Origin of the sequence: Bremerella alba (assembly GCF_013618625.1) — a bacterium.
Classification (GTDB): domain Bacteria; phylum Planctomycetota; class Planctomycetia; order Pirellulales; family Pirellulaceae; genus Bremerella; species Bremerella alba.
In genome coordinates this window covers 96,080-121,764 of sequence record NZ_JABRWO010000009.1, presented here as the reverse complement: position 1 = coordinate 121,764, position 25,685 = coordinate 96,080, and the positions used below count along the sequence as shown (strand labels likewise).

At 51.1% G+C, this 25,685-nt stretch carries 14 protein-coding genes; 5 read left to right on the top strand and 9 right to left on the bottom strand.

All coding sequences use genetic code 11. The features are described 5' to 3' along the window. Positions 1-21: 21 nt before the first annotated feature. Positions 22-678, top strand: coding sequence for a hypothetical protein (locus HOV93_RS16225; protein WP_207397575.1), 657 nt, complete (start codon positions 22-24; stop codon positions 676-678). Here the strand turns inward: HOV93_RS16225 and HOV93_RS16220 are convergent. From HOV93_RS16220 to HOV93_RS16205, 4 genes are all read right to left on the bottom strand, one after another. Then, positions 623-2,755, bottom strand: coding sequence for a prenyltransferase/squalene oxidase repeat-containing protein (locus HOV93_RS16220; RefSeq protein ID WP_207397574.1), 2,133 nt, complete (start codon positions 2,753-2,755; stop codon positions 623-625). The two genes, HOV93_RS16225 and HOV93_RS16220, sit on opposite strands and share 56 nt — an antisense overlap. Before the next feature lie 81 nt (positions 2,756-2,836). Then, positions 2,837-4,150 (bottom strand): arylsulfatase, encoded by a 1,314-nt coding sequence (locus HOV93_RS16215; RefSeq protein ID WP_235990492.1) that lies wholly within the window; start codon positions 4,148-4,150, stop codon positions 2,837-2,839. A 100-nt stretch (positions 4,151-4,250) separates the two neighbouring features. Beyond that, on the bottom strand, positions 4,251-4,757 hold the full coding sequence (locus HOV93_RS16210; protein WP_207397572.1) for a carboxypeptidase regulatory-like domain-containing protein: 507 nt from the start codon (positions 4,755-4,757) through the stop codon (positions 4,251-4,253). 199 nt (positions 4,758-4,956) lie between these two features. Beyond that, positions 4,957-5,985 carry a DUF1559 domain-containing protein gene (locus tag HOV93_RS16205; protein ID WP_207397571.1) on the bottom strand — a complete coding sequence of 343 codons (1,029 nt, stop codon included), beginning with the start codon at positions 5,983-5,985 and terminating at the stop codon, positions 4,957-4,959. 532 nt (positions 5,986-6,517) lie between these two features. Between HOV93_RS16205 and HOV93_RS16200 the strand changes: the two genes are divergently transcribed. Beyond that, a complete protein-coding gene (locus tag HOV93_RS16200) occupies positions 6,518-8,773 on the top strand; it encodes a CehA/McbA family metallohydrolase (protein WP_207397570.1) in 2,256 nt (751 codons plus the stop codon). 1,822 nt (positions 8,774-10,595) lie between these two features. Here HOV93_RS16200 and HOV93_RS16195 read toward each other — a convergent pair. Continuing rightward, positions 10,596-12,545 carry a recombinase family protein gene (locus tag HOV93_RS16195; protein WP_207397569.1) on the bottom strand — a complete coding sequence of 650 codons (1,950 nt, stop codon included), beginning with the start codon at positions 12,543-12,545 and terminating at the stop codon, positions 10,596-10,598. Continuing rightward, a complete protein-coding gene (locus HOV93_RS16190; RefSeq protein ID WP_207397568.1) occupies positions 12,532-13,044 on the bottom strand; it encodes a hypothetical protein in 513 nt (170 codons plus the stop codon). Before HOV93_RS16190 ends, HOV93_RS16195 begins: the two co-directional genes overlap by 14 nt. A 1,142-nt stretch (positions 13,045-14,186) precedes the next feature. Between HOV93_RS16190 and HOV93_RS26450 the strand changes: the two genes are divergently transcribed. From HOV93_RS26450 to HOV93_RS16175, 3 genes are read left to right on the top strand one after another with little or no spacing between them, the layout of a single operon-like run. Beyond that, entirely contained in the window at positions 14,187-16,406 is a 2,220-nt protein-coding gene (locus HOV93_RS26450) for a tellurite resistance TerB family protein (RefSeq protein ID WP_315853428.1), read from the top strand. A 1-nt stretch (position 16,407) separates the two neighbouring features. Further along, positions 16,408-17,727, top strand: a complete 1,320-nt coding sequence (locus tag HOV93_RS16180) for an ATP-binding protein (RefSeq protein WP_207397566.1) — start codon at positions 16,408-16,410, stop codon at positions 17,725-17,727. Beyond that, a complete protein-coding gene (locus HOV93_RS16175; RefSeq protein WP_207397565.1) occupies positions 17,724-19,928 on the top strand; it encodes a DEAD/DEAH box helicase in 2,205 nt (734 codons plus the stop codon). The genes HOV93_RS16180 and HOV93_RS16175 overlap by 4 nt, the downstream gene beginning before the upstream one ends. Before the next feature lie 895 nt (positions 19,929-20,823). On the opposite strand, the gene HOV93_RS16170 is transcribed toward HOV93_RS16175, so the two are convergent. The 3 genes from HOV93_RS16170 to HOV93_RS16160 all read right to left on the bottom strand — a co-directional run bounded on the left by HOV93_RS16170 (position 20,824) and on the right by HOV93_RS16160 (position 25,609). Further along, positions 20,824-21,738, bottom strand: coding sequence for a cation diffusion facilitator family transporter (locus tag HOV93_RS16170; protein ID WP_207397564.1), 915 nt, complete (start codon positions 21,736-21,738; stop codon positions 20,824-20,826). A 49-nt stretch (positions 21,739-21,787) separates the two neighbouring features. Beyond that, complete coding sequence (locus HOV93_RS16165) at positions 21,788-22,306, bottom strand: hypothetical protein (RefSeq protein WP_207397563.1); 519 nt, start codon at positions 22,304-22,306, stop codon at positions 21,788-21,790. A 99-nt stretch (positions 22,307-22,405) separates the two neighbouring features. Further along, on the bottom strand, positions 22,406-25,609 hold the full coding sequence (locus HOV93_RS16160; protein WP_207397562.1) for an efflux RND transporter permease subunit: 3,204 nt from the start codon (positions 25,607-25,609) through the stop codon (positions 22,406-22,408). Positions 25,610-25,685 lie beyond the last annotated feature (76 nt).

The window sequence follows — 25,685 nt, the reverse complement described above, 5'->3', positions numbered from 1 at the left end:
GCCAGGCTACGTTGCCTGGGCATGATCCTGGCGAGCCTCGCATGTGGGCTCGACTTCTCTGAACCAAATGACCTGGAACGATTCGCGCACTCGCGTGACAACCTCTTCCAGATTCGGCCTGTGCTGCATCCCGTCCTGGCCCGAGCCATTGTCAGGATGACCGAGGTTGATCGGCACCGCCGAGCACAAGACTTACCGGCTATCTTGTCGACGCTGGAGAACTACCACGATCAAGGCGTCGACTTTGAAATCGATTTGGCGCGCATTGAAGGCTTAAAGGAGAAGGATTCTAGAACGAAGCAAGCAGTGGTACTGACGCGATTGCGCGAACGGCTGTTCGATCTTACTCGGCGAAATCGTTTGTTGCACTTCAAAGCGACGATGCAGAGCGTCAATTTAACCCAAGCCTCCGTTCCCCTTTCGTTTGACGTAAAGAATGTCCGTCCCGATCAGATCTTGGTCTGGAACGATGCAACACAGCGGGAATTCATTAGTGGCAAACCCGTTTCCCTGAACAAGTATCTAAACTTTTCCGAGGCTATTGCAATCGTGATCGCCCAGGTCACGCCCGCCGTTAGACAGAATCAAATGTCCAAAAACATGACGCAACTTACTAGCTCAATTAATACGCTATCGTTTGACTTTCCTTGTCATTCGATTCGAGTGACCGAACAGTAGCCGTAGCTTGATGGCCTCCTGGATGAACCGTAGGCATTTCCCATAGATAGTAGCGATCGGCCAGTTTATTGCCACGTCCGCCGTAGCGTTCCACTAATTTCGGAGCTATCTGCTTTCCGTCGACGATAAGTGAAATGAATTCAGCGAGTGGTGTCTTGAGTTGTCCGTGTGCCGTGTGATGGTGGGCCCATCGAACGCGAAGATTGATGCCCGTTTCAGGGCGAGCCGCCTCGTATTGGTCCTCGGCACGGACGGCAACGAGTGAAACAAGAGGTCGCGAGATGGCGGCGTTATCCCACCAACGCCATTGGTTTTGATTCTTCATCACGATGTCGGCAACGAGTTTTGAACCGGGATGAATTCGTATTCGGTTCTTCGTAAACTCGTCTCGTCGAACGGGGGCTGTCCAGCAATGTTTGAGCGCGGTTAGCCATCCTTGCCAGGTTGGCTCTTTCGCAAGAAACAGGGTTCGAAAGCCGGTTGTTTTGTCGGCAAACCACCAAGGTTCAGGTCCGTGTGCGTCGTGCAGCGCGATAAATGGCAATTGCCCCGTATATCGCTTCAGGAATGGCTCACTGTTGGTGAAGTCAGGGTTCCCGAAGTGAAAGGTGCTGATAGCCGCGAATCCTCCCCTTTGGATGGAATCGTCCAAGAAGATGCGAGCAAGTTCCTCGTTCTCGCCAAATTGCCAAATAAGACGACCGTCGTTATTAATGAGGGTTGGCAATCGTTTTCTTCGGAACTCTGCCCAGGAAAGATCCCCTTTACCAGTCATTGATTCACCAATGCTTCCGGCGGCAGGGGAAATCACATCGCTTGTATGGCTATAGGTGCCGAAACCTGGAACATCGACCCATGTGCCGTATTCCTCATTGGCACGAAAGAAGGTCACCTGGACGTCTTGTTCGTCGGCGAGTCTTTGAGCGGTATCGATCCAAGCGGGCTCAGCATTCTTGGCTCCCCATAGGTGAATCTTTAAGCTTTTAGCCAGACAGACGGCATCTGCCGGGCTTCCTAGGCCGTGCGACTCGACTTGGCAAGTAAAGACTTTCAGGTCTTCTGTTGGCTTGGGTACAATCACGCTTGGCTTATGCATAGGGGCAAGAGGGCGATTGAGTGCGTTCAGCGTGGCCAAGGTGTCGATTGCATAGAAAGTGGCTACGGGATTGGTCTGCCAACCGGGGCGGTCACCAAATCCTCCATCGTCGTTGGCGCACGCGTGAATGGACCGCAAGGTTGCCTCGATATCGCTTGGGCTGCTTTGTAGAAGCGACAAACCACGAACTACCGCCCAGGTATAAGCCAGGTCTTCCTGGCCCGCATAGGCAGGCTTGGGGCACCATCGAAAGCCACCTTCTGCCCCTTGGCAAGCTTGAAGCCAGTCAATGGCCTCGCTCTTGAGTTCACTGGTGCGGCCTAGTGCGGTCAGGGCCTCTAGGCCCCAAAGCGTGTTGAGCGCATTCCCGTCGCCGCCTTGGTTGGCGGGTGTATTATTAAAGCTGCCGTTTTTACGGCGGCGCTCATCGAGGTAGGTGATAAACTTAGGTGAAAGATCCTCCAGTGGAAGTTCAAGTAGATCGCGACATGTAAAAGCGGCGAGCTGAAATCGAAACACCGGATAGCGGTGTTTCTCGTACTGTGGCAGGTAGGGCACCGGTTCTTTCCAACTGCTTACTACGTCCACAAAGTCGGATGCATCTGCTCCTAACCACTGGAGTGTTTGAATTTGCTGAAACTCAAATTCGCGATGCTCTTGTTCCAGTCTTTTCCAGGCTGCCGGATGATGTGTACGAACGAACTGCTCTAGCTTTTCCGTTTGATCCGGCAGCGCATTTAAGCGATGCAGACAACCTACCACGGCATAGGTTGGAGTGAGGTGTGATTCCTGCTGGTCTTCCCATGCGTATCCATTGTCACTTCGAGCCAGACTTGCCAAATAATCCTTGGCACGTATGTGCCAATCGTTACGCTTTGATTCCTGACCGGCCAGGGAAGAACTTGCCGCGACTGCGGCTCCAAGAGCCACACATTGCTTGAACATGCTCCGGCGATCTATCCCGCTTGATGAGTGACTCATAGACTATGCTCGTTACAGAATTTGAGACAAAAGGAATCGTGAACGGATTCCCCAAAAAACAGCCCACTAATGTGGGAACAGCTATTTAGATTCGGGAATCAGCCAGAGTTCCGAATCGCTTCGCGCGGATTTTAGATAAGATTCGAAGCGATCAACGATGTCTGGGTGCTTCGTGGCTAAATCAACGTCTTCGTGGACGTCGGTGGTTAGATCATAGAGTTCCAACCGCTTGCCGACTCCGTTGCGAACTGCTTTCCAATTACCTAGCCGGGCTGCTTGAGAGAATCCCCGCTCGTGGAATTCCCAGTACAGAGGCGGATGTTCGATGGACTTGTTTTCAAGGAGGGCAGGCAGAATCGAGATACCGTCAGTCTCCGACTCAAGCGATTGGTTAGTCAAGTCCGCCAGCGTTGGCATCATGTCCCAGAATGACCAAACCTGATTACTCACGGTGCCTGCGGGAATCTTGCCTGGCCAGCGTGCGATGCTAGGCGAGCGTATGCCACCTTCGTACATCGAGCGTTTTCGCCCTTTCAGTGGCCCCGAGTGATTGAAGCGAGCAAATCGATAGGTGGCACCATTGTCACTGGTAAAGAAGACCAACGTCTGATCGTCAATCTGCAATTTTTTGAGAAGTTCCATCAGACGCCCGATGTCGCTATCCATTCGCGTGATCATCGCAGCACAGATCTTTTCGTCTTCCGACCATGATTCGTCCGCATAAGGATCCAGGGATGGCACTTGCAACTTTTTGTGAGGAATCGTGAATGCCAGGTATAGAAAGAAAGGAATGTCTTGATTGCGTTTTACAAATTGCAGGGCATCATCGACCATCACGTCATGCGAATAGGCATTTGACTCAAGAGCTACTTTTTCGTCGTCACGCCAGAGGTACTCAGGATAGTAGCTGTGGGCGTTTCTTTGGCAGTTGTATCCGAAGAAATAGTCAAACCCCATCGTATCAGGCGTACTTGCTGAATCTGGGTAGCCCAAGCCCCATTTTCCGATTAACCCCGTCCGATATCCGGCCTGCTTCATTAAGTGTGCCAAGGTGAACGTATCGCCTGGCATCGGCTCTTGCCCGACGGGCTTAATCTCTTTGTTGCCACGAATGTAACAATGACCAGTATGTAAGCCGGTCATGAGCGTACATCGTGAAGGAGCGCACACCGTCGCTCCAGCATAGGCCTGAGTGAACCGCATACCATCACTGGCCAGTTGGTCGATGCAGGGCGTTTGAATGTGCTCTTGTCCGAAGCAGCCAACGTCTCCGTACCCGAGATCATCCGCCAGAATGAAGATGACGTTGGGCGGCTTTTCCGCAAACGTTTTTTGCGGTAAATAGCCTAAGCAGACTCCTCCCAATAAAAGGACAAAGAGAAGATGCGAACTCAAGGGACGAAGCGAACCTATTTTGCCCAATGAAATCACCTTATTCTAACTTTCGGGTGAAAGCTGCGTACTTAACATCAAGGGAGTCAATCGCTGCTCATTTCTAGCGATTGTCAGCCAGTACCTTTTTCTTTTCCGGAAGCCCAACCAGTTCAAGCCGGAGATCGCTGTCACCATCTTCAGAGATCGTGGCGGTTAAGCCTGACTTATCGACGCTGTTGTACTTCGCAGGAATCATTGAATGTTCGGAATGGTAGATCGGTGGAAGAACCTGTGGGTTGGCTGGGTTCGGTTCCAGTTCAATGACCATTTTCGAGACGGTCACGTCGAATTCTCCGGCAACAGCACCATCACCATCATCGAACGTGGTGAGTTGGAATGAACCATCATTCTGTGTTCGTGCGAAAGCAGCGTAGTTCCCTTCGATAGGACGAAACGTCACGATCGCGTTATCAAGAGGCTCGCCATTGATGGTGGCAACGCCCGAAGCATCGACCAGCGGCGGTCGCCCCTCTACCCATTGGTCTGAGCGACCATAACAACCGCAGAGACTCAAGGTAATCAGGATGACGCTCAGGCCATAAACTTTGAAAGTCTTAGCGTTTCGCATAATGTGCTCCAGAGGGTGTGGATGACATAGAAAAAAATTCCCTTTCCGAACCCACTGTATAAATAAGCTGGGCAGGAGAACGGAGTATGAGTCAACGCGGAAATTTACTCTGCTTTCACGGCCGTCCCAATGGACGGCCGGAAGCTTATTGGCTATCTGCAACGACACAAGAAAATTGCGGTTAGTGCAGCCAGATTTACTAGAAGGATTCGTTGACTTCTGAGCCGCCTCGGGTACCGAGGGCCCCCCAAACTCCGAAAGGACTCAGTCCGCCCGTGCCACCCAAGTCGGAATCAGCCGATTGGTCGCCCGAGTCGATTGTTTCTGGCACGAAATGAACCGAGGCGTCTCCGAAGAGCACGTTGCATCCGCCTTGATGGAGACTACCGGCACTGTGGATTCCGTTGTTATTGCCGCTAGAACCAGTCATACACGAAGGAGAATTCGGCGGCATAATGGTGTTGAAGCCACCTACACTCATCGAGCCATCAACCCAGTTGATGCCAGGGAAATTAGCGGTATTGCCAGGGGTGAAGTACTGTTTGGTGGCGTTGTTGAATTCTCCACGGCAATTGGTCGGGGTCGAGGCAGCACTGCTATTTCCCGTCAAAACATGACCTTTGTCGCCTGCTGATACTGGTAAGCGACGTTCGGCCATGAAAATCGTATTCGATGTGCCGTCCACACAGTCGCGAAACTTTAGATAGCTGTACTTCGCGAACATGCCACGGAAGTTCGTTGGACTGGCATCGATTGAATCACCCATGCAGTACATGTACGAGTTTCGCTTTCGGTCACCGTTCCACCCAGTCGGGTCGCTATCCATGATGTGGGATGGCTGGGTCGGACACAGAAACATGTCGACACTCACTAACCAGGGATCAAAGTCTTTCCATGGCTGAGGCCCAAACGTGGGAAAAGAACCACTTGGATGGCTGATTTGATCGTATAGGTTTCCTTGTTCCAGGAATGGAAGCAGGCCAACGTGCCCACTCTGGTAGCCATAATTCCCGCCACGAAGCGCGACAAATGACCCGCTCGTATCGTGATAGTTATGCAACGCCAAACCGAGTTGCTTCAAGTTGTTCGTGCATTGCATACGGCGAGCGGCCTCTCGGGCTTGCTGAACAGCCGGTAGAAGCAACGCGATCAGAATTCCGATAATGGCGATCACGACTAGTAGCTCGACCAACGTAAATCCGCGGTGCGTGCGATTTCGTAAAGTCATCAGTTCCTCTCCCCTAAATGGTATCTAGATTTAGATCAGCACGACGCTATTGCGACTTGCTTGACTTACATGGCGACATCTCGAAGTGACACTAACCGCGATAATTAGAAGAAAAGAGAAGTCCGATACGCGTCAATCCGCAACTGCCTGTTCATTGTGGACAGCTGCAAACAATGGAATCGCTTGAGCCTATTTCAGCAACGGGGAAATGATCGAAATCAAAGGCATTCACAGAAGCTTCACGCGAAGCAACTATATTGCAGTAATTACCGCAATACTGATGAAGACTTCATTCATAAACACATATGCATTTGGCAATTAATGTGCCATGTTTTACCCCGTGCTGGCCATGCAGAACCCCTCTGAAATACATCAAGGGATCTTTGAATTATTTGCTTACACTGCGGACTGTTAAGCTTGCGTGAATAACAACTTAGTTGTCGCTCGTGCCACTTTCCCGAAAGGGTGAAGATCGAAACGATGATACGTTCCGCCGCGGTTGTAAATGTCAAGCAAGAGAAAGTTGAGCGTTATGATTCGAGTACCTACGATGATCTTCTTTGTGTGGCTTCTGATGGCAGCAGGGGGGGCATCGGCGCAAGCATCCGTATCGCAGCTCAACTCTTTTATTTCCTGTAAGCCCTTCGCTGCGAAATCCGACGGCAAGCAAGCGTGTATCGTCATTGTCGCGGTACGTAATGCGGACGGTACCATTGCCAAAGGTAAAACAGTTTCCTTGCAATCAAGCCGGAGCGACCACGATGTTATCGAACCTTCCGAAGCAGTAACGGACGAAAGGGGTATCACCCACTTCGAGGTACGCTCGAGCCAGTCAGGCACTTCTACCATCACGGCGATCTGCGACGGTGTCGAGATCGAGCGTGGCATTCTTTTAGACGGTGCCGTGGGTATCTATACGTTTGATGGGATAGAAACCGACAACATCGTCCGTGACCTCTCCCTTCAAGAAAACCATGGAAAGCTATTTGGGGGGCCAGAACTTGTCCCTGGAAAAACTGGGCAAGCAATCTTCTTGGACGGTCATAGTCAACACGTGGAGATTCCCAATGCTCCTTCAATGAGCGGTGCCGACGGGAGCTACATCGAGGCCTGGGTGCGGGCCGACACCGACGTCAACGACCGTGAGCTTCAGATCATTGCCCAAAAGTCGTATGCCCATCGGGGGGATTACGCCCTGGCACTCAACAAGGGGCGTATCGTTTATCACTATCGATCCGCTCAACGGCCCAAAGATCAACTCGAAGAAGCCTTGTCACTTGCTAGGGTTGTTCAACCGGAAACGTGGAGGCACACCGTCGGTTTCTGGGAAGGATCGGATATTGAAGAACGCGTTCGGCATCACGGATATGTTCGAGGCTACGTCAGCGGCGAGACGTTTGATCCACAGCCTAAATCGCAACAGGTCGAAGGTATCTGGATGGGGCGCAAAGAAGGGCAACCTTTTAGCATCGGCCGAAGCGGCGACGATTCGTCCCATTTCCACGGTACGATCGACGAAGTTCGAGTATACAATCGGGCACTTTACGACGAAGAGATGCGTCGCAATTATTCTGGCGATACGACAATCACATTTGGCCTCGAACCTCCTAGTGACTTTCAAGCAGACGATCAAACGCTACCGGAATGTGTCGTCCTCGCTTGGGACCTCTGCGGACCCGAAGTAACGACGTACGAAATTTATCGAAGTGACCATTCAGACGTTACCATAACTCCGGAGAACCTGTTGATCGTTGTCCCGCATGGACGTGATCATTTCCGTGACTACAACGTTCGGTTTGATTCGTCGTACCACTACCGCATTCTGGCGAAGTCTTTCACCAACGCCAGCCTGGCTTCGGAGGTTGTTTCCGCAACCCCTTTCCCTGCTGCGAAAGAGGAAAAGTGGTATCTTGGCGACGGGCATTTTCATACGTTCACGCACGATGTTATTGCGGAAGACTTTACGCCTGAGTTAACGCTTGCCGAGGCAAAGAAACTCGAGTTCGATTTTGTCCTTGTTACAGAGCACAATAGTTTGGGATCATATTTTCGAGCCGAGGACCAAGCGACCGAAGACTTTATTGTCTTTGGCAATGGGCAGGAGATATCCGACGGCGGAAAGCATCGAACAGGTGCTTTTCTCAGGCACTTTATTCCCACGGCAAATCAGTCAGTGCAAGAACAAAACGCGATGGCGCTTTCGATGGGGGCAGAAGTAGGACCCAACCATAGCGAGTATCGTGAAGGCCCCAATAACATCACACTCTTCGAGTTGGTTAATGATCGTGATTGGTACTCCTTCGATACCTGGGACAACCAGTACCTCAAGAAGGGAATTCCTGTCATTGCTAAAGGGGGGAGCGACGCGCACGGGCGATGGTCTGTCAAGCGTGGGATTCGATGGTGCGTCTGGGCCGAACGTCACTCATACATGGCCATCAAAGAAGCCATTCAAAAGGGAAGAACTCTCGCGGTCGATGGAAAGGGGCTTCTGTGTATGCTTCGAGTCAACGAGGCAATGATTGGTGACCGCTTGCAGATTACCTCTGGTACGCCGCTGGAAATCAAAATCGATGCGACCGCGGACGAGGGGGCAATCACCGAGGTTAAGCTTATCAAATACGGTGAGGTGATTAAGACTTGGGAGCCGAACACGTCGCAATTCAAGACCACATGGAACGATAAAGACTTCGATGGCCAGTCGACCTACTATCGCTTAGAAGTGGAGTCGGAAGAACTCGAACTCAAGGCAGTATCCTCAGCAATATTTGTTGTCGAACCATCATGACCTGGTCCTAACTCGTTCTCAGGACGAATCGGCGTAGGGCAGTTGTAATTGTCCTTCTGCTGGAGAAAGCACAAGCTTCTCTGAGGGGGTCCATAGAAGATTTGCTCGTGTTAAACGCATCTGGCCTTTTGCATTCTCAAATAGCTGTCGGGATTCGTCTCGCATTTGACAGAGAGGCTTTCTGGGGTCAGGACAGTCGAACGAAGACGTTTCGAGATTCGGCGATCACGACAAGAAGTGCAACGAGCGTGAAGGCTTGTCGTAGTTCGGTCCGTACTGGATGGCGGCAACTGGACAGAAACATGGTGCAGGTTCTCACTTTGCCAGGAGGGAAAAATCTCAGGGAGGGCAGTAGGCAGGCTGTAATACGAATTCACAGAATAGGCGCGTCGTTTACCTGCTGTCAAAATACAAGTGCAGTGAAGTCGCAAGATTGGCTGCGTTGCATGGTGGAGGTATGGCAATCAGTAGGATGTCTGTCAGGCAGAAACGCGTTATACCCAACCACGAACCGAAGCCGAGGGCTATTTATCCGATATAGCTAGGACTAATTTGGGCTTTCCGTCATGCTGGTCTGGTGTAGCACCATGACCGAAAATCAGTTCGCTGAAGTGGGCTGGGCGTTCTCTGGCTCGCCCTCATCCAATGGGTTGGCTTCGTCGAGCTTCGGAATACTCGCGTCTGAACAGATCTAACGGTTAGCCAGCAAAAGCATGCCTAGAGCTACGGCGATGGCAAACCTGCCCTCAATGGAAGTCTGATGGCTAGGCCACCACAGAGAGCCGCTCCCATTATCCCGCCGAGCAGGCACTGGGTTCCTGCTTGAAGCCATGCCCCGGGTAGGGATGATCGTTAGCGGGATTGAAAGTCGGACGACAACTCAACGAGTAGCCTTAAACCAAACATCACAGCCAGAAAAACGAAGATACGAGACGAAAGGTTCAGGCACTGTCGCTAGAAGATCTCCCGGAGAAGCTTCCATCACGAGGTGAATTTAACCTTTTGTTTAGCAACGATCGTAGACGTGCAAGAAGACTAAGGTTGACCTATGCCAAGTTGGCCAACTCCGAGAACCTAAAAACCATCTATTAGTAATTCCGGCACAAATTCGTTGAAAGTGGCGGCTCCTCCTGACTACTGAGACGACAACACTTCGATCAATCAAACGAAAGACACCAAATTTAGATTCTCGACAGCAGATCCCTCACGGATTTTAGCGACGAAGAAGAATTCGTTGAGCTTCAGAAGTAAGAGTCCTCGACTTGGCCGATACTCCATAGGAATTTGACGGCTATTGCCTCTTAGGCCCCTGGCTGGCCAGGAAAGGTGACTGAGGGGCACTAGTAAAGAAATTCCCCAAAAACTTTACTAGTGTCGGCAACAAGTAAAGCCGACTTTACTAACGAGTTGTTTCTAGATCCAACCTGAATCTTCCGGGCTAACTCTTAGAGAACAATTCATTGAGTAACTTTGCGGTCTCTGTCTATCACGTTGGAGTTCGCTCTTAGGCCTCTTCTGGAGATCCTATTAGCACCATTCTGTTCAAATTTTCCTCCCAAACTCGTCCCAAAGGTATCACCGAAGGTATCGCAAAAGGTATCGCAAAAGGTATCGCAAAAGGTATCACCGAAGGTATCGCAAAAGGTATCACCGAAGGTATCGCAAAAGGTATCACCGAAGGTATCGCAAAAGGTATCACCATCGCCACCCCAAAAGGTATCCAACAATGCGCGACGCAAACCATTTACCAGAAGCTACTTACAGCCACAGAAAATTCCCCTGAGGTATCACGTTCTGCGTTCGGGACGCAGAGGTCGCACGTTCAAATCGTGTCACCCCGACTTACATTTCGTAACGACTTATTCTCTCCATCGGAAAAGTCACTTCTACGGAGGGGATCCGAGGCTTTTGCTCCGGAGCGAACTTCTTTATGCGCAGTCGCTCCCTCGTAAATCTCAACAGGCGAAGCTGCGTCACCGAATGTCACAACTCCACCGACTAGTTTATTTATAACGCGCTTCTTTGGCCGTGTGGGGCGAAAACGCATGAACATTCGCAAGTTCGTCAATTGAAAAATCTGCCGGGCAAGTTCCAGGTTGTCTGCCTTGCCGGCCAACTCCGATAACTGGTGAACTGCGGCCATAACCATTGCCACTTCATCCTCACCAACCGGAGAGGAATGAAGCTCGTCCTCTAGCTTTTTGATTGCAGATTCGATAGAAGCAATTTGCTCCTCAAGCTGATCGAATCGCTTGGCCAATGCGTTGTATTGGGCATCATTCTTGGCCCGGCCCATGTTCTCAACGCTCTTCTCTCTAAGGTCCTGCAGCTCAGAAAGCTCGCGCTGCTTTTTAGCGAGAAGGGGTGCATTTCGATCTGATTGGTCGTTTCGCTCAGACAGTTCACGAAGACGCTTCTCAAGCTTTGGCATAACGGTCGGTGACAACAGCTTTTGACGCACGCAGTTCAACGCAAACTTTGTGGCCACCACGCCATCTACGTGATTATGATGGCACTGACCACCACAGCTCTGCGAGTAGAGTCCGCACCGATAACGGAATGAACCCTTGTATGGAATTCGGTACATGGGCCAGCCACAAGTCATATCAAATAGACGCACACCCAGTGGATTTTGAGCGGGGTTTCGCGAACGAGGCTTTCCACGCTGAGTTCCACCTCGTCGATCCAGTTCGTCAATGAGTGCTTGGCGCTCGATCGGATCAACTCGTGGCTCAAATTTCGCCTGAGCTTCGATCAGGTTCTCATTGGAATTCCTTACGACCTTTGGCGAGTTTGAATGCTCGTTAAGATCAGAATCGGTCAATTCACGCGGACCATTGGGCGTTGCCCGTAGTTGATCACCCATTGCACGACGTCCATATGACATTACCCCAACGAGCAGCGGGTTTCTCGCAATGTTGATGATCGTCGTCTGATTCCAGCGCCCATTTGTCGTGTGCGGTACTCCATTGTCCGTTCGGTATCGACCATGATTTGGGGTTGGAATTCCCTCCGATGTAAGAATCTTGGCAACGCCGTGCGCGGAATTGGTTTTAAGCAACTCCAAGATTCGATGAATCGTCGTCCACTCAGCATCATCGCTTGGGAGCCAAACGACATGATGGCCCTGTCGTCGAACGATCTCGCCTTTCTCTAATTCGCGCAACGCCTCGCCACTCTCATTGACGAGCCAGCGTCGAAATCCATATGGAGGTTGTCCTCCAGTAGAATATGCGTCTTTCGCCAATCGGATGTGGGCGTAAATTATCTTCTGTGCAAGCTCTCTTCGATCCTCTGCGGAACGATCATAATCAATTGCGGCCATGACAAGCTCGCCAATTGGCATGCGTTGTCGTGGTTTAAGTGGCTCCAGCGATCGATCCATGAAGACGAGAGTGATTCCCAGCTTTCTAAGATCGTTCTCTAAATTGATTCCATCCGTTGCGTTATCAGGACGAGCAAGTCGATTCCGCTTAGGCGAGAAAATATGCGACACCTTTAGGTCGGTCTTGGCAGTACTCCTCAGAGCATCGAGGCCTTTTCGTGACAAGATATTCCCCGGTACGCTGAAATCGAAAAATATATCCCCTCGTACCGACTCGCCGCTTTGAATCATCTCCTGAATCGCTTCAGGAGTTCCGTCGAATTGGAGTCCTAGTTCGGCTGCCCGACGCTCCGCCCAACGAACGTATTCGGGAGGAGTTGCTTCGTGGCGACCGCCTGAGTCACGGCTATAAAAGAGGGCCCTTCCCTGCTCACTACGTTTCTTCACTGGCTCGCTCCTCAATTATAATTTGTTCGATCGCCGCTCGGTTGCTCCAAAGAAATGTTGCCAATGCGTCTACCAATTCATCTTCGTCAACCTCATCGAGGACAAACGAAGCGTTCATGAGCTCAGGGCCGTCCCAAGAGAACTTTTCGGTCAGCGTCGTGAGCATCAAAGAAGTGATTGGAGTTTCGGCTGCATCCCGAAATGCTACCAGCCCTCCCAGGCATCGAATGAGAAATTCCTCCTTAACCTGCTCTAGCTCTGGCATATTTTCGCCTAGGACATCCAAATGCCCCAAGTCTTCCCATTCCATGAGCAATGAAAGTGAGCCAATTTCGAGCAAAAAGGCTCCAGGAAGAACGATCTTTTGGTCAGGTCGAGGTCCCCAACTTCGGATGATCGCTGCAGCTGCGATGGCATTCTCACTCGCCTGCCTTTGAACTGCGGATATTAGACTTTCTGGTAAATCAATCTCACCCTTATCCGTGGGGACTGAAACCATCCTTTACTCCTTCGCAACTACATCCAAATCGCCTAGCTACTGCATGAGCCAGAAGCTCCTCCTGAGGCTTGGCAAGCCGATGGAGAGTTCGGGCCAACTACGTACTTTCTCTCAATTGTCTCAAAGTTATGAAATCGCTGCAGAGAAATTCACTCAGCAACGATCGTTTTTTGGATGCCGGGCATAATTTTTTGGTGGAAAGAAGCTTTCCCAACCCCGCGATTGGGAGGGCTCGGACAAGGAGCAGCATCATGAATGAGATGATCGCAGATCGGCGGGACGAGGTCGATTCATTCTGAAACAAGTGAATTTTAGAATCAGTTGACCGGCGGTCTTCCAATGCGACCACGAGATAATCGTCCCATCATATTGTTATGACACAAATTGCTCCAAAATTTAGTCTTTGGAGGCACTTTCGATGGCCTCCATGACGCTGGTTGAACACACCTTTTTCTATCTTATGACACGAATTGGCGGCTAATTTAGGTATTTCCGCGTCACATGGGGCCGGCAGGCTTTGAATTCGTACCGCAAAAGAAGGGTTGAAAGACAATACGACGGACGTCGTCTCGAACATGTCGTCATACCCTTTTACAAAACCCATCAAATACTACAAACGCGATTCGCCACCCATTAGAATGGTCTGAAACCACTCTACTGTTCTCACAACTTTCTGGATCTCACAAAAGCTGATGCCAATCTCCCCATGTCCTCATTGTGGAACGGATCTGGAGATCGAATCCAGGTTTATCGGCAAGACCATTCGCTGTTCTCACTGCAATGGGCAATTCACGGCTGAGGAGCCGGCGCCGAACGAAGAAAACGACAATTCGACGTTCGTTGCCATACTCGGAGGCATTGCTGCTTTTCACGCCGCAGGCTTTTTGATCTTGGCACTCTGGCAAGGCTTTGGCTTAGCCTTCTTCTTGCTAATCATGGTACTTGGACTGGAGCTAGTCATCTGGAAGCGGAATCAAATCTTGGGATTTGTTGAGGCGACCATAAGCTCTGCCATGACGAGTCCAGATGAAGAGTACATTGAACCAATACTCGACGTTTCACATCAAGCACCGCAGCCTGAACGAAATAGCAATTCTCGGCAAAGCCGTAGGACAAATGTACGCACGAATGACGATGATTTAGTGGAAGTCATTCCACAGGGCAGAACTTCCTCCCGATCGCCGATTCCATCTCCCACACGAGAACGCGCGCCATCCAATTCACGCCCGCCGAGTTCCAACCGCTCCTATCCTCCTACACCCGGCGTACGACGCGAACCAGAGAGTCGTCAGCCTAACTGCCGTTTCCTCGGGGCAGGTACCGAAGTAGACTTTGGGCGCGGGGCCATCCGTGATCCCTTGGTATACACCTCCGACGTGGGTTGTCATGGAGAATTCGACGTATCGTTGATCGATACGACGTTAGTTGTTGCCAAATCGGGAACGCCTGTTCGAGATTCGCTTCCTTATTGGCCGAGCTATTATCACTGCACCCCAGCACAGCGGTCTGTCTACCTGGATTGGCTTTCGACTGGAAAGGCGGATCCGAATGTCGAACTGGGGTATGTCTTCATCTATTTCTACGGCCTTGAAAGACGCGTACTCATAGATAGGGCAGATTTCTATTTGGTTGCGGAGGAGATGATTCGCTTTCTACCGCTCTACGGGTACTCCAATTCATTTCGACGATATGCAAGCGGGCTTCTCTGGTTGTCTCTCTTGCTCGGCAGTGAATCAGAGCAGTTGCCCGAAGACTTGTTAACCAAGGCTATCGCCGAAACTCCCCGCTGGAACGACGAGTTGGTCGAACGATACCTAGCGATTCTCTTCAATGCCAAGCGGCCGCTCCCGGTCGACGCGGCGTTTCATGTCTGCCAGAACGACGCCCGATCGGCGTCGAGCGTCATTGTGCGTCGACATGAGGATGAATTCAAAGCACTGTTCGGCACTCGTTATCGAGAAAAGTATGGTGAAGGAATTGAGCTTCGAGCAAGTAAACGGGAAAAGCGTGTTCCTTACCATCCGGCGAGCTCCTCATTAATGCAAGGTTATGGCGCCATCAGCAATGTCGAACTGCCGAAGATGCCTGACGTACTCGCCATCTCATCCCAGTTTAAAGGACTAGCGGAAATATGGAATGAATCCATCGAGCACCTGAAAGCGTTTAGCCGAGCCGCGCGAAAAGCCGGGGGGGAAGTAACTACGGAAGCGTATGAGGCTTTGCCGGACGAATTGCGGCAAGGTGACCATCCCGAGATGGATGCCTGGATGCAAGCTTGGGAAGGTCACGTTGACGAGGAGCATCGTCCGCTGGTACCTGTCGGTGCCTTGGCCAAGATCAAGGGATTGCCGGAACGAGAGCGATTAACCAAGGCCCAGTGCATGAAGATCGTTCAATCAGCCGACGCCATGGGGCTGGCGATTGAACCCGATGTTCGCATGACGGGGACCAATTATCGCTGGGACGAGAAGGTTATCCTCTTCTTTCAAGAGGACGATTCAACGGATCAACGCAAGTACATGGCCGCATCTGCTCTTCTTCGGTTGGGAACAACGATCGCGGAGGCGGATGGAACGATTGATGACGTCGAGTTGGAGTACATTTCGAATCACCTGGAAGGTCAGTTCAACTTATCCGATTTCGACTCTAAGCGACTTGAGTGCCTCCAGTATTTACTTCTTCATTCTCAGGCTGGCGACAATAAGGTTGGCAAGACATTGGCCAAGCGATTGTCTCGTGAGCATCGCCTGGTAGTTGGTGAATATCTTGTTGGCATCGCGGCGGCTGATGAGGTCATAACAAGTGATGAAGTGAAGGCACTGCGTAAGGCCTACAAATTGTTGGAATTGGATTCCAAAGATCTCGATGATCTGATCTCCAAGCATGAAGCATCGAAAACGGCTTCTTCGGCTGTAGGTACAGATGCTGAGGGCGAACTTCGATTGGATCATAGCGAGATTTCTCGAATCCTGTCGGAAACCCGTGCTGTCGCGGGTATCCTGGAAGAAGCGATGTCTGACGTCGATGAAGAGGATGAAGGTGACATAGAAGAAGAATCGGAAATGCCTGAGGGAGATTGCAAGCCGGATGCTACTGCAATTAAGGATGAGTCGGCTGAATACGGCGAGACCGACGACGAAATCAATATTGATGCCCGGTACAAACCCTTTTTGCTCGCGACACTCAACCAGTCAGAGTGGGATCTCGGTGACCTAAGAGCCTTGGCGGACACGCACAAAGTCATGCTGGCTGGGGCAATCGAAGCTATCAATGAATGGTCGATGGACCGATATGGTGACTGGATCATCGAGGAAGGTGATCCAATTCAGATAAGACACGACTTGCTGGAGGAGAAGATCTAGCGTGAAGAAGATACCGCCTCGTGAACGCAATGCAATTCTTCAATCTTTGGCTGCAGGCGTGGTGCCAGCGATAGGGCTGCAGCATATCCAAGTCGGACGTCTGAAAGAAGTGGAAGCCCTGATTCGTGACTTGAAGCTTGTCGAGGAAGGGGCTGCGTCTGTTCGGTTTATCGTCGGGCGTTTTGGAAGCGGAAAGACCTTTTTTCTTAACCTGATCAAGAGCGTCGCCCAGCAACGGAAATTCGTTGTTGCCCAGGCAGATATTACGACCGATCGCCGTCTATACGGCATATCAGGCCAGGCACAGTCCCTCTACAGTGAACTGATGCGTAACCTTTCAACGCGTTCTCGGCCTGACGGCAATGCTCTCTCCAATGTGGTCCAACGATGGATTGGCGAGGTTGATCACGAGATTCGCTCAGGTGGCGGAGACGATGAAGACGTTAAGCGAGAATTCGGTCGTCGGCTCCGATCGCTTCAGGACCTCGTGAGCGGCTTCGATTTCGTCACCGTGATGACCAAGTACTATGAAGGTTATTTGGCGCATAATGATGCTCTTCAAGACGCTGCGTTGCGATGGTTGCGAGCAGAATATAACACCAAGACTGAAGCTCGCGAGGAGCTTGGAGTTCGTTCCATCATTGATGACACGGGCTTCTATGACTACCTAAAACTGTTCGCTTCGTTTGTCCGAATTGCAGGCTACGCCGGTCTGATGGTCAACATTGACGAACTGGTCGTGCTTTCGCATCGCCTGTCAAATACCCCTTCGCGAAACCGCAATTACGAAGCAATTCTTCGAATCATCAACGATTGCCTTCAGGGCCGGGTAGAAGGATTGGCGTTTCTCTTCGCTGGCACGGATGAATGCATGGAGGACCCGCGGCGTGGGCTTTATAGCTATGAAGCATTGGCGACTCGGCTGGCTCCCAACCGATATGCGACCGAGGGGCAACAGGACTTCTCAGCACCCGTGATCAAGCTAGAGAACCTGAAACCGGAGGATTGCTTTGTGCTGCTGGCAAATATTCGCAGGGTTCATGCAGGCGTTGGTGAGGAAAGTCAGCTCATACCCAATGAAGGCATTGAAGGTTACCTGAACGACTGTAATGCCCGAATGGGAGCCGCTTATTTTCAAACGCCACGGGATACGGTCAAAGACTTCGTCAACTTGCTTAACATGCTCGAACAGGACTCTACTCGCACTTGGAACGACTTAATCAAGAGCAATGTATTCACCAGCAACCAAGCGGAGAGCGAATCCGAAAGCTTTTCGTCTTTCGCGTCCGACGATGACGACTTGAGTGAGTTTAAGCTGTGAGCCGCAACAATGCGTTTCATTTGCTGGCCCGGCCCATTCAGCAAAAACTTTGGGACATGAAGTGGCCAAGTTTGCGTCCGATCCAAGAGGATGCAATCGTTGCCATCCAGCAAGGGCAAGCAGATGTAATCATTTCGGCCGCGACAGCTGCTGGAAAGACGGAAGCTGCATTCTTGCCAATACTTTCTCAGATTCATGAGAGTCCGGCCAACTCTGTCCAGGCAATGTACGTTGGGCCACTCAAAGCCCTGATTAACGATCAGTTTAGCCGTCTGGAATCGCTATGCGAACGCGCAGATATTCCCGTACACCGATGGCATGGTGATGTGGACATGGGAGCGAGAAAGCGGCTTATGGAGAAGCCGTCCGGTGTTCTTCTCATTACGCCCGAATCGATTGAAGCACTGATGATCAATCGAAGTACGAGACTTCCTGACGTGTTTCGTGGACTGCGGTTTGTCGTGATCGACGAGATCCATGCCTTAATAGGTAGCGTCCGTGGGACGCACTTACGCAGTTTGCTTTTCCGACTGCGCCGATTCACTCAACAGGACTTTCGCGTCGTCGGTTTGTCGGCAACTTTGGGAGATGCGTTTCCCGATTACGCCAAGTGGCTTTGTCCTGATAAGGATCGTGAAGTTACACTCATTAGTGGAAGAGATGAAGGAAAGAAACTGCTGTACAAAGTTCACGCCTACACGGTTTCAAGACCCAAGCAGGGAGATTCTGGAGATCAATCTGAGGAGGCTGCTCATGTATTGGAGACGATTTCGAGCGACATGTTTCGCCACTTTGCGGGCCACAAGAATTTGATCTTCGCGAATCGAAAGTCAGACGTGGAGTGGTTCGCCGATGGTCTCAACTCACGCTGTCGCAAAGAGAACAGGCCGGAAGAGTTCTTGGTTCATCATGGCTCTCTCAGCAAAGAGATCCGCGAATTCACTGAGCAGGAGATGCAGGGCAGCAGACCTCGCACTACCCTTTGCTCCTCTACGTTGGAACTTGGGATCGATATTGGTAACGTTCGCGCCGTTGGACAAATTGATCCACCATGGTCAGTGAACTCCCTGGTACAGCGACTCGGGCGAAGTGGTCGTAAGGACGATGAGGCTCAGCGAATGCGGCTGTATGTGAGGGAAGACGAAATTGATGAGCAGTCCGATTTGGTCGACCGACTTCATCTAGATCTCCTTCAAGCAATTGCTCTCTCTGAACTTCTGCTAAGCAATCCACGCTGGGTAGAACCGCCAATGCTGACGTCTTGGGATCTGAGCACACTGACGCAGCAAGTTTTGAGTGTGCTGGCAGAAACAGGTGGTTGCCAAGCCGCAACGGTATTCGATCGTCTCTGTCGAAGCGGAGCATTCCGTTCGGTTACGCCCCAGGCGTTTACTGAACTCTTGCGGAGTTTGGGTACCCGCGAGATCATTGAACAAATGCCCCAAGGGGATTTGATTCTGGCTCCCAAAGGCGAGGCGATCGCTGGGCACTATTCGTTCTACAGTGCATTTGAGGCCGCCATTGAATTTACAGTCATCGCCGGAAGCGAGACAATCGGCAGGTTGCCAGTGGGCGCACTACCGCAAATCGACGATCATTTCCTGCTGGCCGGCAGACGCTGGCAAGTGGTTACTATTGATGAAGAGCAAAAGGTAGTTGTTGCGCGCCCATCTCCTGGAAAGATGCCTCCGAAGTTCCTACCAGGCGGCGGTGAAATACATCCGCGGGTAAGAGAGATGATGCGTGACATTCTTTTGTCCCAAAAACAATTGCCTTATTTAGATACTACCGCGAATCAACTGCTACAGTCGGCAAGAACGGCAGGTGTCCAGCGAGGCATCACTAAGAGCTGCGTTGTTAAGTTGGGGCCTCGTCTCCACCTTTGGTTCACATGGACCGGAACGAGAATTCAGCAGACGATATTTTTCATTGCAGCTTCTCTAGGGCTCCGCCCCGTAGATCATCGAGTCGCACTCGAGTTGCCTTGTAGCCCCGAAGATGCATTGGAGAGATTTAGGCAATACCTTCAATCCAACCCGGATCCAATTGAATTGGCCCGAGAAATTCCAGCCAAACAGATCGGGAAATTTGATAATTTGATCGATGAATCGCTTCTTATTGAGTCAATCGCGAGAGATCGTTTGGATCTTGAGGGAGCATGCCTGTTGATGCGAAAGCTGTTATCGGACGCTTGCAAGTAGAGAATCCATTTTCCCCTACCAAAAGCAGGTATTTGCTCATAACTTCTTGTGCCCTGTAGGGGTCTGACTCGTTCTCTCGTTGAATCCTAAATCGCGAAACACTCGGCAATCTATTCCTGGTGGTTACTCCGACATAAAGCCATTGTCGAGGAATGCCTGTAAGATATGAGAGACTTGTATTTAGCCCGCCATTATTCGATGGTGAAATTTCGCGATTAACAATGAGGCCGGAGAAGTACTGTGAGTCGGGATGACTTCACGAAACACACGATCGACACTCTTGCTAAAAGAGTGTCGAACCATTGTTCAAATCCAGCCTGCCGGAAGCCAACAACTGGGCCACACACAACTGAAGTAAAGGCAGTAAATATTGGTGTAGCTGCCCATATCACTGCAGCAGCTCCTAGAGGACCTCGGTTCGATGAGTCGCTCACCGCTGTCCAGCGAAAGTCTATCAGTAACGGGATTTGGCTTTGCCAGGTCTGCGCAAAATTGGTCGACAACGATCCAGCACGTTACACGATTGGACTGCTTCGAAGTTGGAAAGATGAGGCTGAAGCAACTGCGTTACGGGAATTAGAATCACGTGGCGGTTTAGCTAAGGGACAACAAGCAAGGACCAGATTTGACTTTGACGCTGCCCTTTCGTTCGCCCCAGAAGATCAGAGACACGCTCGCGCCATCGCAGCTCAATTGAAACAAGAGGGTCTCCGGGTATTCGATGATGGAGACCACCTTGCCTGGCGTTGGGGGAAGTCGGCTGAGCAATGACCTGCTCCCCTTTTCGGTACCAGCTTAAATGAGAAAATCTTTCTTGCCGCGCGCGGCAAAAAAGATTCCAGAGTCAGGAGGCTAAATCAAATGTGCGCATATTGACGGACGGTACCGTGATTGTTTATCGGTTATCGACTTCTAAGGTGGCGTGTGTAATCCGAAATTGCTCTGCCGTCACATTGCGAATCAAGGCTTTTACTTCGTCGTGGCTGGGGCTCATTTCAACGTCCAAAGCTAAATGAGCTTCGATCCCAGCGTTATCTTCATCGATTTGCCATACATGGACGTGGCGGACATCTGCTACGCCCTTGACCGATTTGATAGAAGCAATGAGTTCCGGTAACTCAATCCAAGGCGGCGTTCCATTCATAAGAATACGCACTGCCTGAGGAAGCATCTGGACCACTTGATACAATACATATCCGGCGATCATCAACGTGATCAATGGATCTATCCAATACCATTGCCAAAACAAGATTGCTATCGATCCTAAGAGCACTCCCACGGAACCGATCGCATCGACCATGTTGTGGACAAAGGCGGCCCGAACATTTAACGACCCTTTGCTCATCGACCACAGCATCCATGCCGTCGCAAAGTCGATAATGATTGCCAAGATGGCTGCCATCGCCATTAGCTGGCCTTCGATTGGCTCAGGAGAGACAAAGCGACTTATCGCTTCGTACAATAAATAGAGCCCAATAATCGCTAGCAGAGTCAGATTGATTAACGCGCCAATTATCTCGGCACGGCCATATCCAAACGTGAATTTATCGTCCGCTTTCTTTCGTGAAACTCGACGAGCAATGTAAGCAATTAGCAAGGCATTGGCATCATTAAAATTATGGGCAGCGTCGCCAAGCAATGCGACGCTGCCGCTAATGATTCCCGCAATGACCTGGGCAGCCGTTAGTAGTTGATTGATCACGACCGCCCAAAGTAGACGCCCGTCGCTGACTCCTTGAAGTTCTTCGCCCCGGGTAAGATCATGAGAATGACCGTGACGATGTCCTGAATCGCTGTTGCGTTCTGTCATAATTACCTAACCGGCTACTTCATTCACATGGAATCAACGACCGTGATGACTAATGGTCGTGTTCATGATCGTGAGCGACACTACCTCGATATTGTTTGCCATTAATCGTGACGACGAGTTGAGCTTCCGCCCCTTCAGTATCCAAGGATTCCGCAAAAGCGGGATCACTTGACGCAAACTCTGCGGCTTTACCGCCGGTAGCACCGACCGCAGGCAACTTGAACTGGCTACCTTGGCCGTCGTAAGTCACGTTGATCGTAATCTCGGGCGCGATAATCGCTACCGGTTTTTCAGCATGACCGTCCAGCAGGTAAATCGTGACGGTGCCCGACTCTTCATTGTGAACTAGCTCGGCATGATACTCTTCATTCCCAAGCTCGATGAGAGAGCCATGATGAGGTCCTTCACTGGGATGGGCATGTTCATCACCATGGTCGTGACCATCTCCTTCCGAGTGTTCATGTTCGTCCGATCCCTCAGACGGAGCCGGGGAACCGTTGCAACCAATCAGGCCAACCGCAAGTAGAGCAGCAAGCAAGATATTCGCAAATGATCGAAATCGTCGCATTGTCATAGGTCCTTCGAGAAACAAGTCTGAACGTGAGCCATTCTGAAGTACCAAAGATCGCTGACTCGAAACGATCTCAGGCTGATTGTCAATCTGTACTTAGTCTGCCTGATATACGGCAACTCGATGTTCCTCTGCTTCTTCGACCAGTTCGACGCTGGTTGCCTGCCCTTCGACAACTCGTCTGGCGGCACCAGTACCGACTGCCCAGAATAATGCAGGCCTTACCAGGAACTCCAATAGCGTACTGGTCATTAGCCCACCGATAATTACCGTGGCAATTGGATAGAGAATCTCCTTTCCGGGTTCACCGGCTGCCATGGCCAGGGGAACAAGTCCTATTCCGGATGTTAACGCTGTCATTAGCACTGGTGCCAGGCGATCCTTCCCCGCACGAATGATCATCTGCTTGGACCATGTCTCGCCTTCGTATTTCACGAGGTGCAAATAGTGGTTGATCAGCAGGATCCCATTTCGCGAGGCGATGCCACACAGAGATATAAAGCCAACCATGCTGGCAACGGTGAGGGTTTGCTGCGTGAGATAGAGGGCGGCAACTGAACCAATAAAAGCCATCGGTAAGGCAATCATCACCTGAAATGAAAGGTTGACGGAACCAAACATCTTATAAAGCACGAAGAACATCCCTGCCATTGAGATCATGAATAGAATCGCAATCATACGAGATGCCGATTGCTGACTCTCAAACTGTCCGCTGTACTCCGTAAAATAGCCTGTTGGCAATTCGGCCTCGATGGGTTCCAAACGATCACGTATGTCTTCGACAACATCAACTAACCCACGGTCACTGACGTTACATTGCACGATGATGCGTCGACGTACCTGCTCACGGTTGATCATATTGGGGCCACTGGCCTCATAAATGTTGGCAACGTCTTCTAATTTCGCCGATCCTCCGTTGGGCAACTCGAGTACAAGTCGACTGAGTGCACCTAAATCTTCACGGTACTGCTCATCCAGACGTATCAGCAAATCGAACGTCCGTTGTCCGTCTAATACTTGGGAAACAACCTCGCCTTGCATTGCCGTTTCCACGAATTCGTTGATATCCTGGCGGCGAAGGCCATATTGTTCGAGGCGGTAACGATTGGCTTCAATACGAAGTTGTGGAATATTCACCTGCTGCTCGACCTGTAAGTCGCGAACACCTTCTACTCCGGAAATCGCCGCTTCCATCTTCTTGGCCTCACGACGCAGTACGTCCAGATCGTCGCCATATAGTTTAATGGCCACCTGCGCCTTCACGCCGGAAAGCATGTGCGAAATCAGGTGAGCCAACGGTTGCTCGACAGCAGTCACGATGCCAGGAATATCCGCCAGAGCCTCGCTAATCTCTTCAATAACTTCCTCGCGAGATCGTTCCGTCTTTGGGTCGATCGTGGCCACAAATTCAGTTACATTCACTCCTTCGGCATGCTCGTCTAACTCGGCCCGGCCTGTCTTACGGACAAATGCGACAATATCTTCCAGCTCCTGCAATCGGCGTTCCACTCTACCGGCAACCTGGTTGGACTTGGCCAAGGATGTCCCAGGCGGCAACACCACATTGATCTGAATGGCTCCTTCATTGAACGGAGGCAAGAAGTCGCTTTCCAGCCGCAGCATTCCCCAACCGGCGATCAAGACGCCGATCGTTGCCAACGCCAGGATGGGCCATGCCAGTTTGAGACTAACCGCGATCACCTTATCGGCGATCCCTTTCAAGACACGCAGAATGAGCCCGTCCTTTTCGTCTTTTCCGAGATTAGCCGATCCCAACAGCCAATAGCTCAACACTGGCGTAACGGTCAGCGATACCACCAGCGAAGAAACCAGTGAGACGATGTACGCAATGCCCAGTGGAGCGAACAATCGCCCCTCCATGCCAGACAACGCGAATAGCGGCACAAACACGATGACAACAATGATGGTTCCATAAACGATGGAATTTCGGATCTCACAACTGGCCTGGAAAACCACCAACAACGGATTCTTGGGATTGGCCAGGTGTCGATTCTCGCGAAGTCGGCGAAAGATATTCTCGACGTCCACAATGGCATCGTCGACTAATTCACCAATCGCCACGGCAAGTCCGCCCAACGTCATCGTATTGATCGAGAGACCAAACGTGGCAAAGACCAGAGCGGTCATAACGATTGACAATGGGATTGCCGTGAGGGTAATGAACGTAGTCCTGAGATTCAACAAGAACAAGAAGAGGATGATCACTACCAGGATCCCGCCGTCACGTAATGCTTCGATGACATTCTCAATTGCGAGATCGATGAACGCTTTTTGCTGATAAAGTTCCGGCAGTAAGGTCACATCCGCCGGTAGTGATGGTTTCATCTCCTCCAACGCCTCCATCACCTTTTCGGTCACCATCCGCGTATCAGCGTTGGGCTGCTTGAGAATTGTCAGGACGACCGATGGGCCACCCATGAATTCGCCTTCAGCGTCCCGGGCATAGGCAGAGCTATCCCCACGTTTGACCTGGGGTCCTTCCATCACCCGTGCCACTTGCGATAGCCGAATCGATTGTCCATCGCGATGCGCGACGACAATGCCTTTGATCTCATCAACTGTGGTTACCCGGCCGAGCGAACGGACGAGGAGTTCACTCGGACCTTGCTCATCAAGATATCCCCCTGCCGTATTCTGATTGCTTTCGCTTAAGGCCGTTTTAACCTCGTGCAGGGTCACCCCATAGCGCAGTAAATTATTAGGATCGACAAGGACTTGAAACTGTTTTCTTTCTCCTCCCATCACGATGACTTGAGAAACACCCGGGATGGTCAACAATCGCTGACGTACAACCCAGTCTGCCATCGTCCTGAGTTCCATAGGGGGCGTCGTATCGTCTTTACTTACCATCCCCATGATCATGATCTGACCCATGATCGACGAGATCGGCATAAGTTGTGGTTTCGTACCAGGAGGTAGACGATCGGTAGCGAGAGCCAGTCGCTCGGCAACAATCTGACGATCGTTGTAGATGTCTGTTCCCCAGTCGAATTCAACATAGATGACCGAGAGTCCGACGCCGGACTGCGTTCGCACGTCCTGAACCCCGGTCGCTCCATTGAGAACGGTTTCCAGTGGAAACGTAATGAGCGTTTCCACCTCTTCCGGGGCCATCCCGTGAGCCTCGGTCATGATCACCACGCGAGGGCGATTCAAGTTGGGAAACACATCGATGGGCAAGCTATAAGTCTGCCAACCACCATAAACAAGTAAGAAGACAGCAAGCGCGATAACTAATACGCGATTCTGAAGTGAGAAGCGAATGATTGCATTGAGCACGATGATAACTCCGAAGCGAACTGAGCAATGATGACCATTTCAAACACGCACCCGATCATGCGTGATTACGCCTGAA

Excerpts from the sequence above, each read along its gene's own strand:
- HOV93_RS16225 (WP_207397575.1), top strand. The coding sequence starts at position 22 with ATGATCCTGGCGAGCCTCGCATGTGGGCTCGACTTCTCTGAACCAAAT.
- HOV93_RS16220 (WP_207397574.1), bottom strand. The coding sequence starts at position 2,755 with ATGAGTCACTCATCAAGCGGGATAGATCGCCGGAGCATGTTCAAGCAA.
- HOV93_RS16210 (WP_207397572.1), bottom strand. The coding sequence starts at position 4,757 with ATGCGAAACGCTAAGACTTTCAAAGTTTATGGCCTGAGCGTCATCCTG.
- HOV93_RS16205 (WP_207397571.1), bottom strand. The coding sequence starts at position 5,985 with ATGACTTTACGAAATCGCACGCACCGCGGATTTACGTTGGTCGAGCTA.
- HOV93_RS16200 (WP_207397570.1), top strand. The coding sequence starts at position 6,518 with ATGATTCGAGTACCTACGATGATCTTCTTTGTGTGGCTTCTGATGGCA.
- HOV93_RS16190 (WP_207397568.1), bottom strand. The coding sequence starts at position 13,044 with ATGGTTTCAGTCCCCACGGATAAGGGTGAGATTGATTTACCAGAAAGT.
- HOV93_RS16170 (WP_207397564.1), bottom strand. The coding sequence starts at position 21,738 with ATGACAGAACGCAACAGCGATTCAGGACATCGTCACGGTCATTCTCAT.
- HOV93_RS16165 (WP_207397563.1), bottom strand. The coding sequence starts at position 22,306 with ATGCGACGATTTCGATCATTTGCGAATATCTTGCTTGCTGCTCTACTT.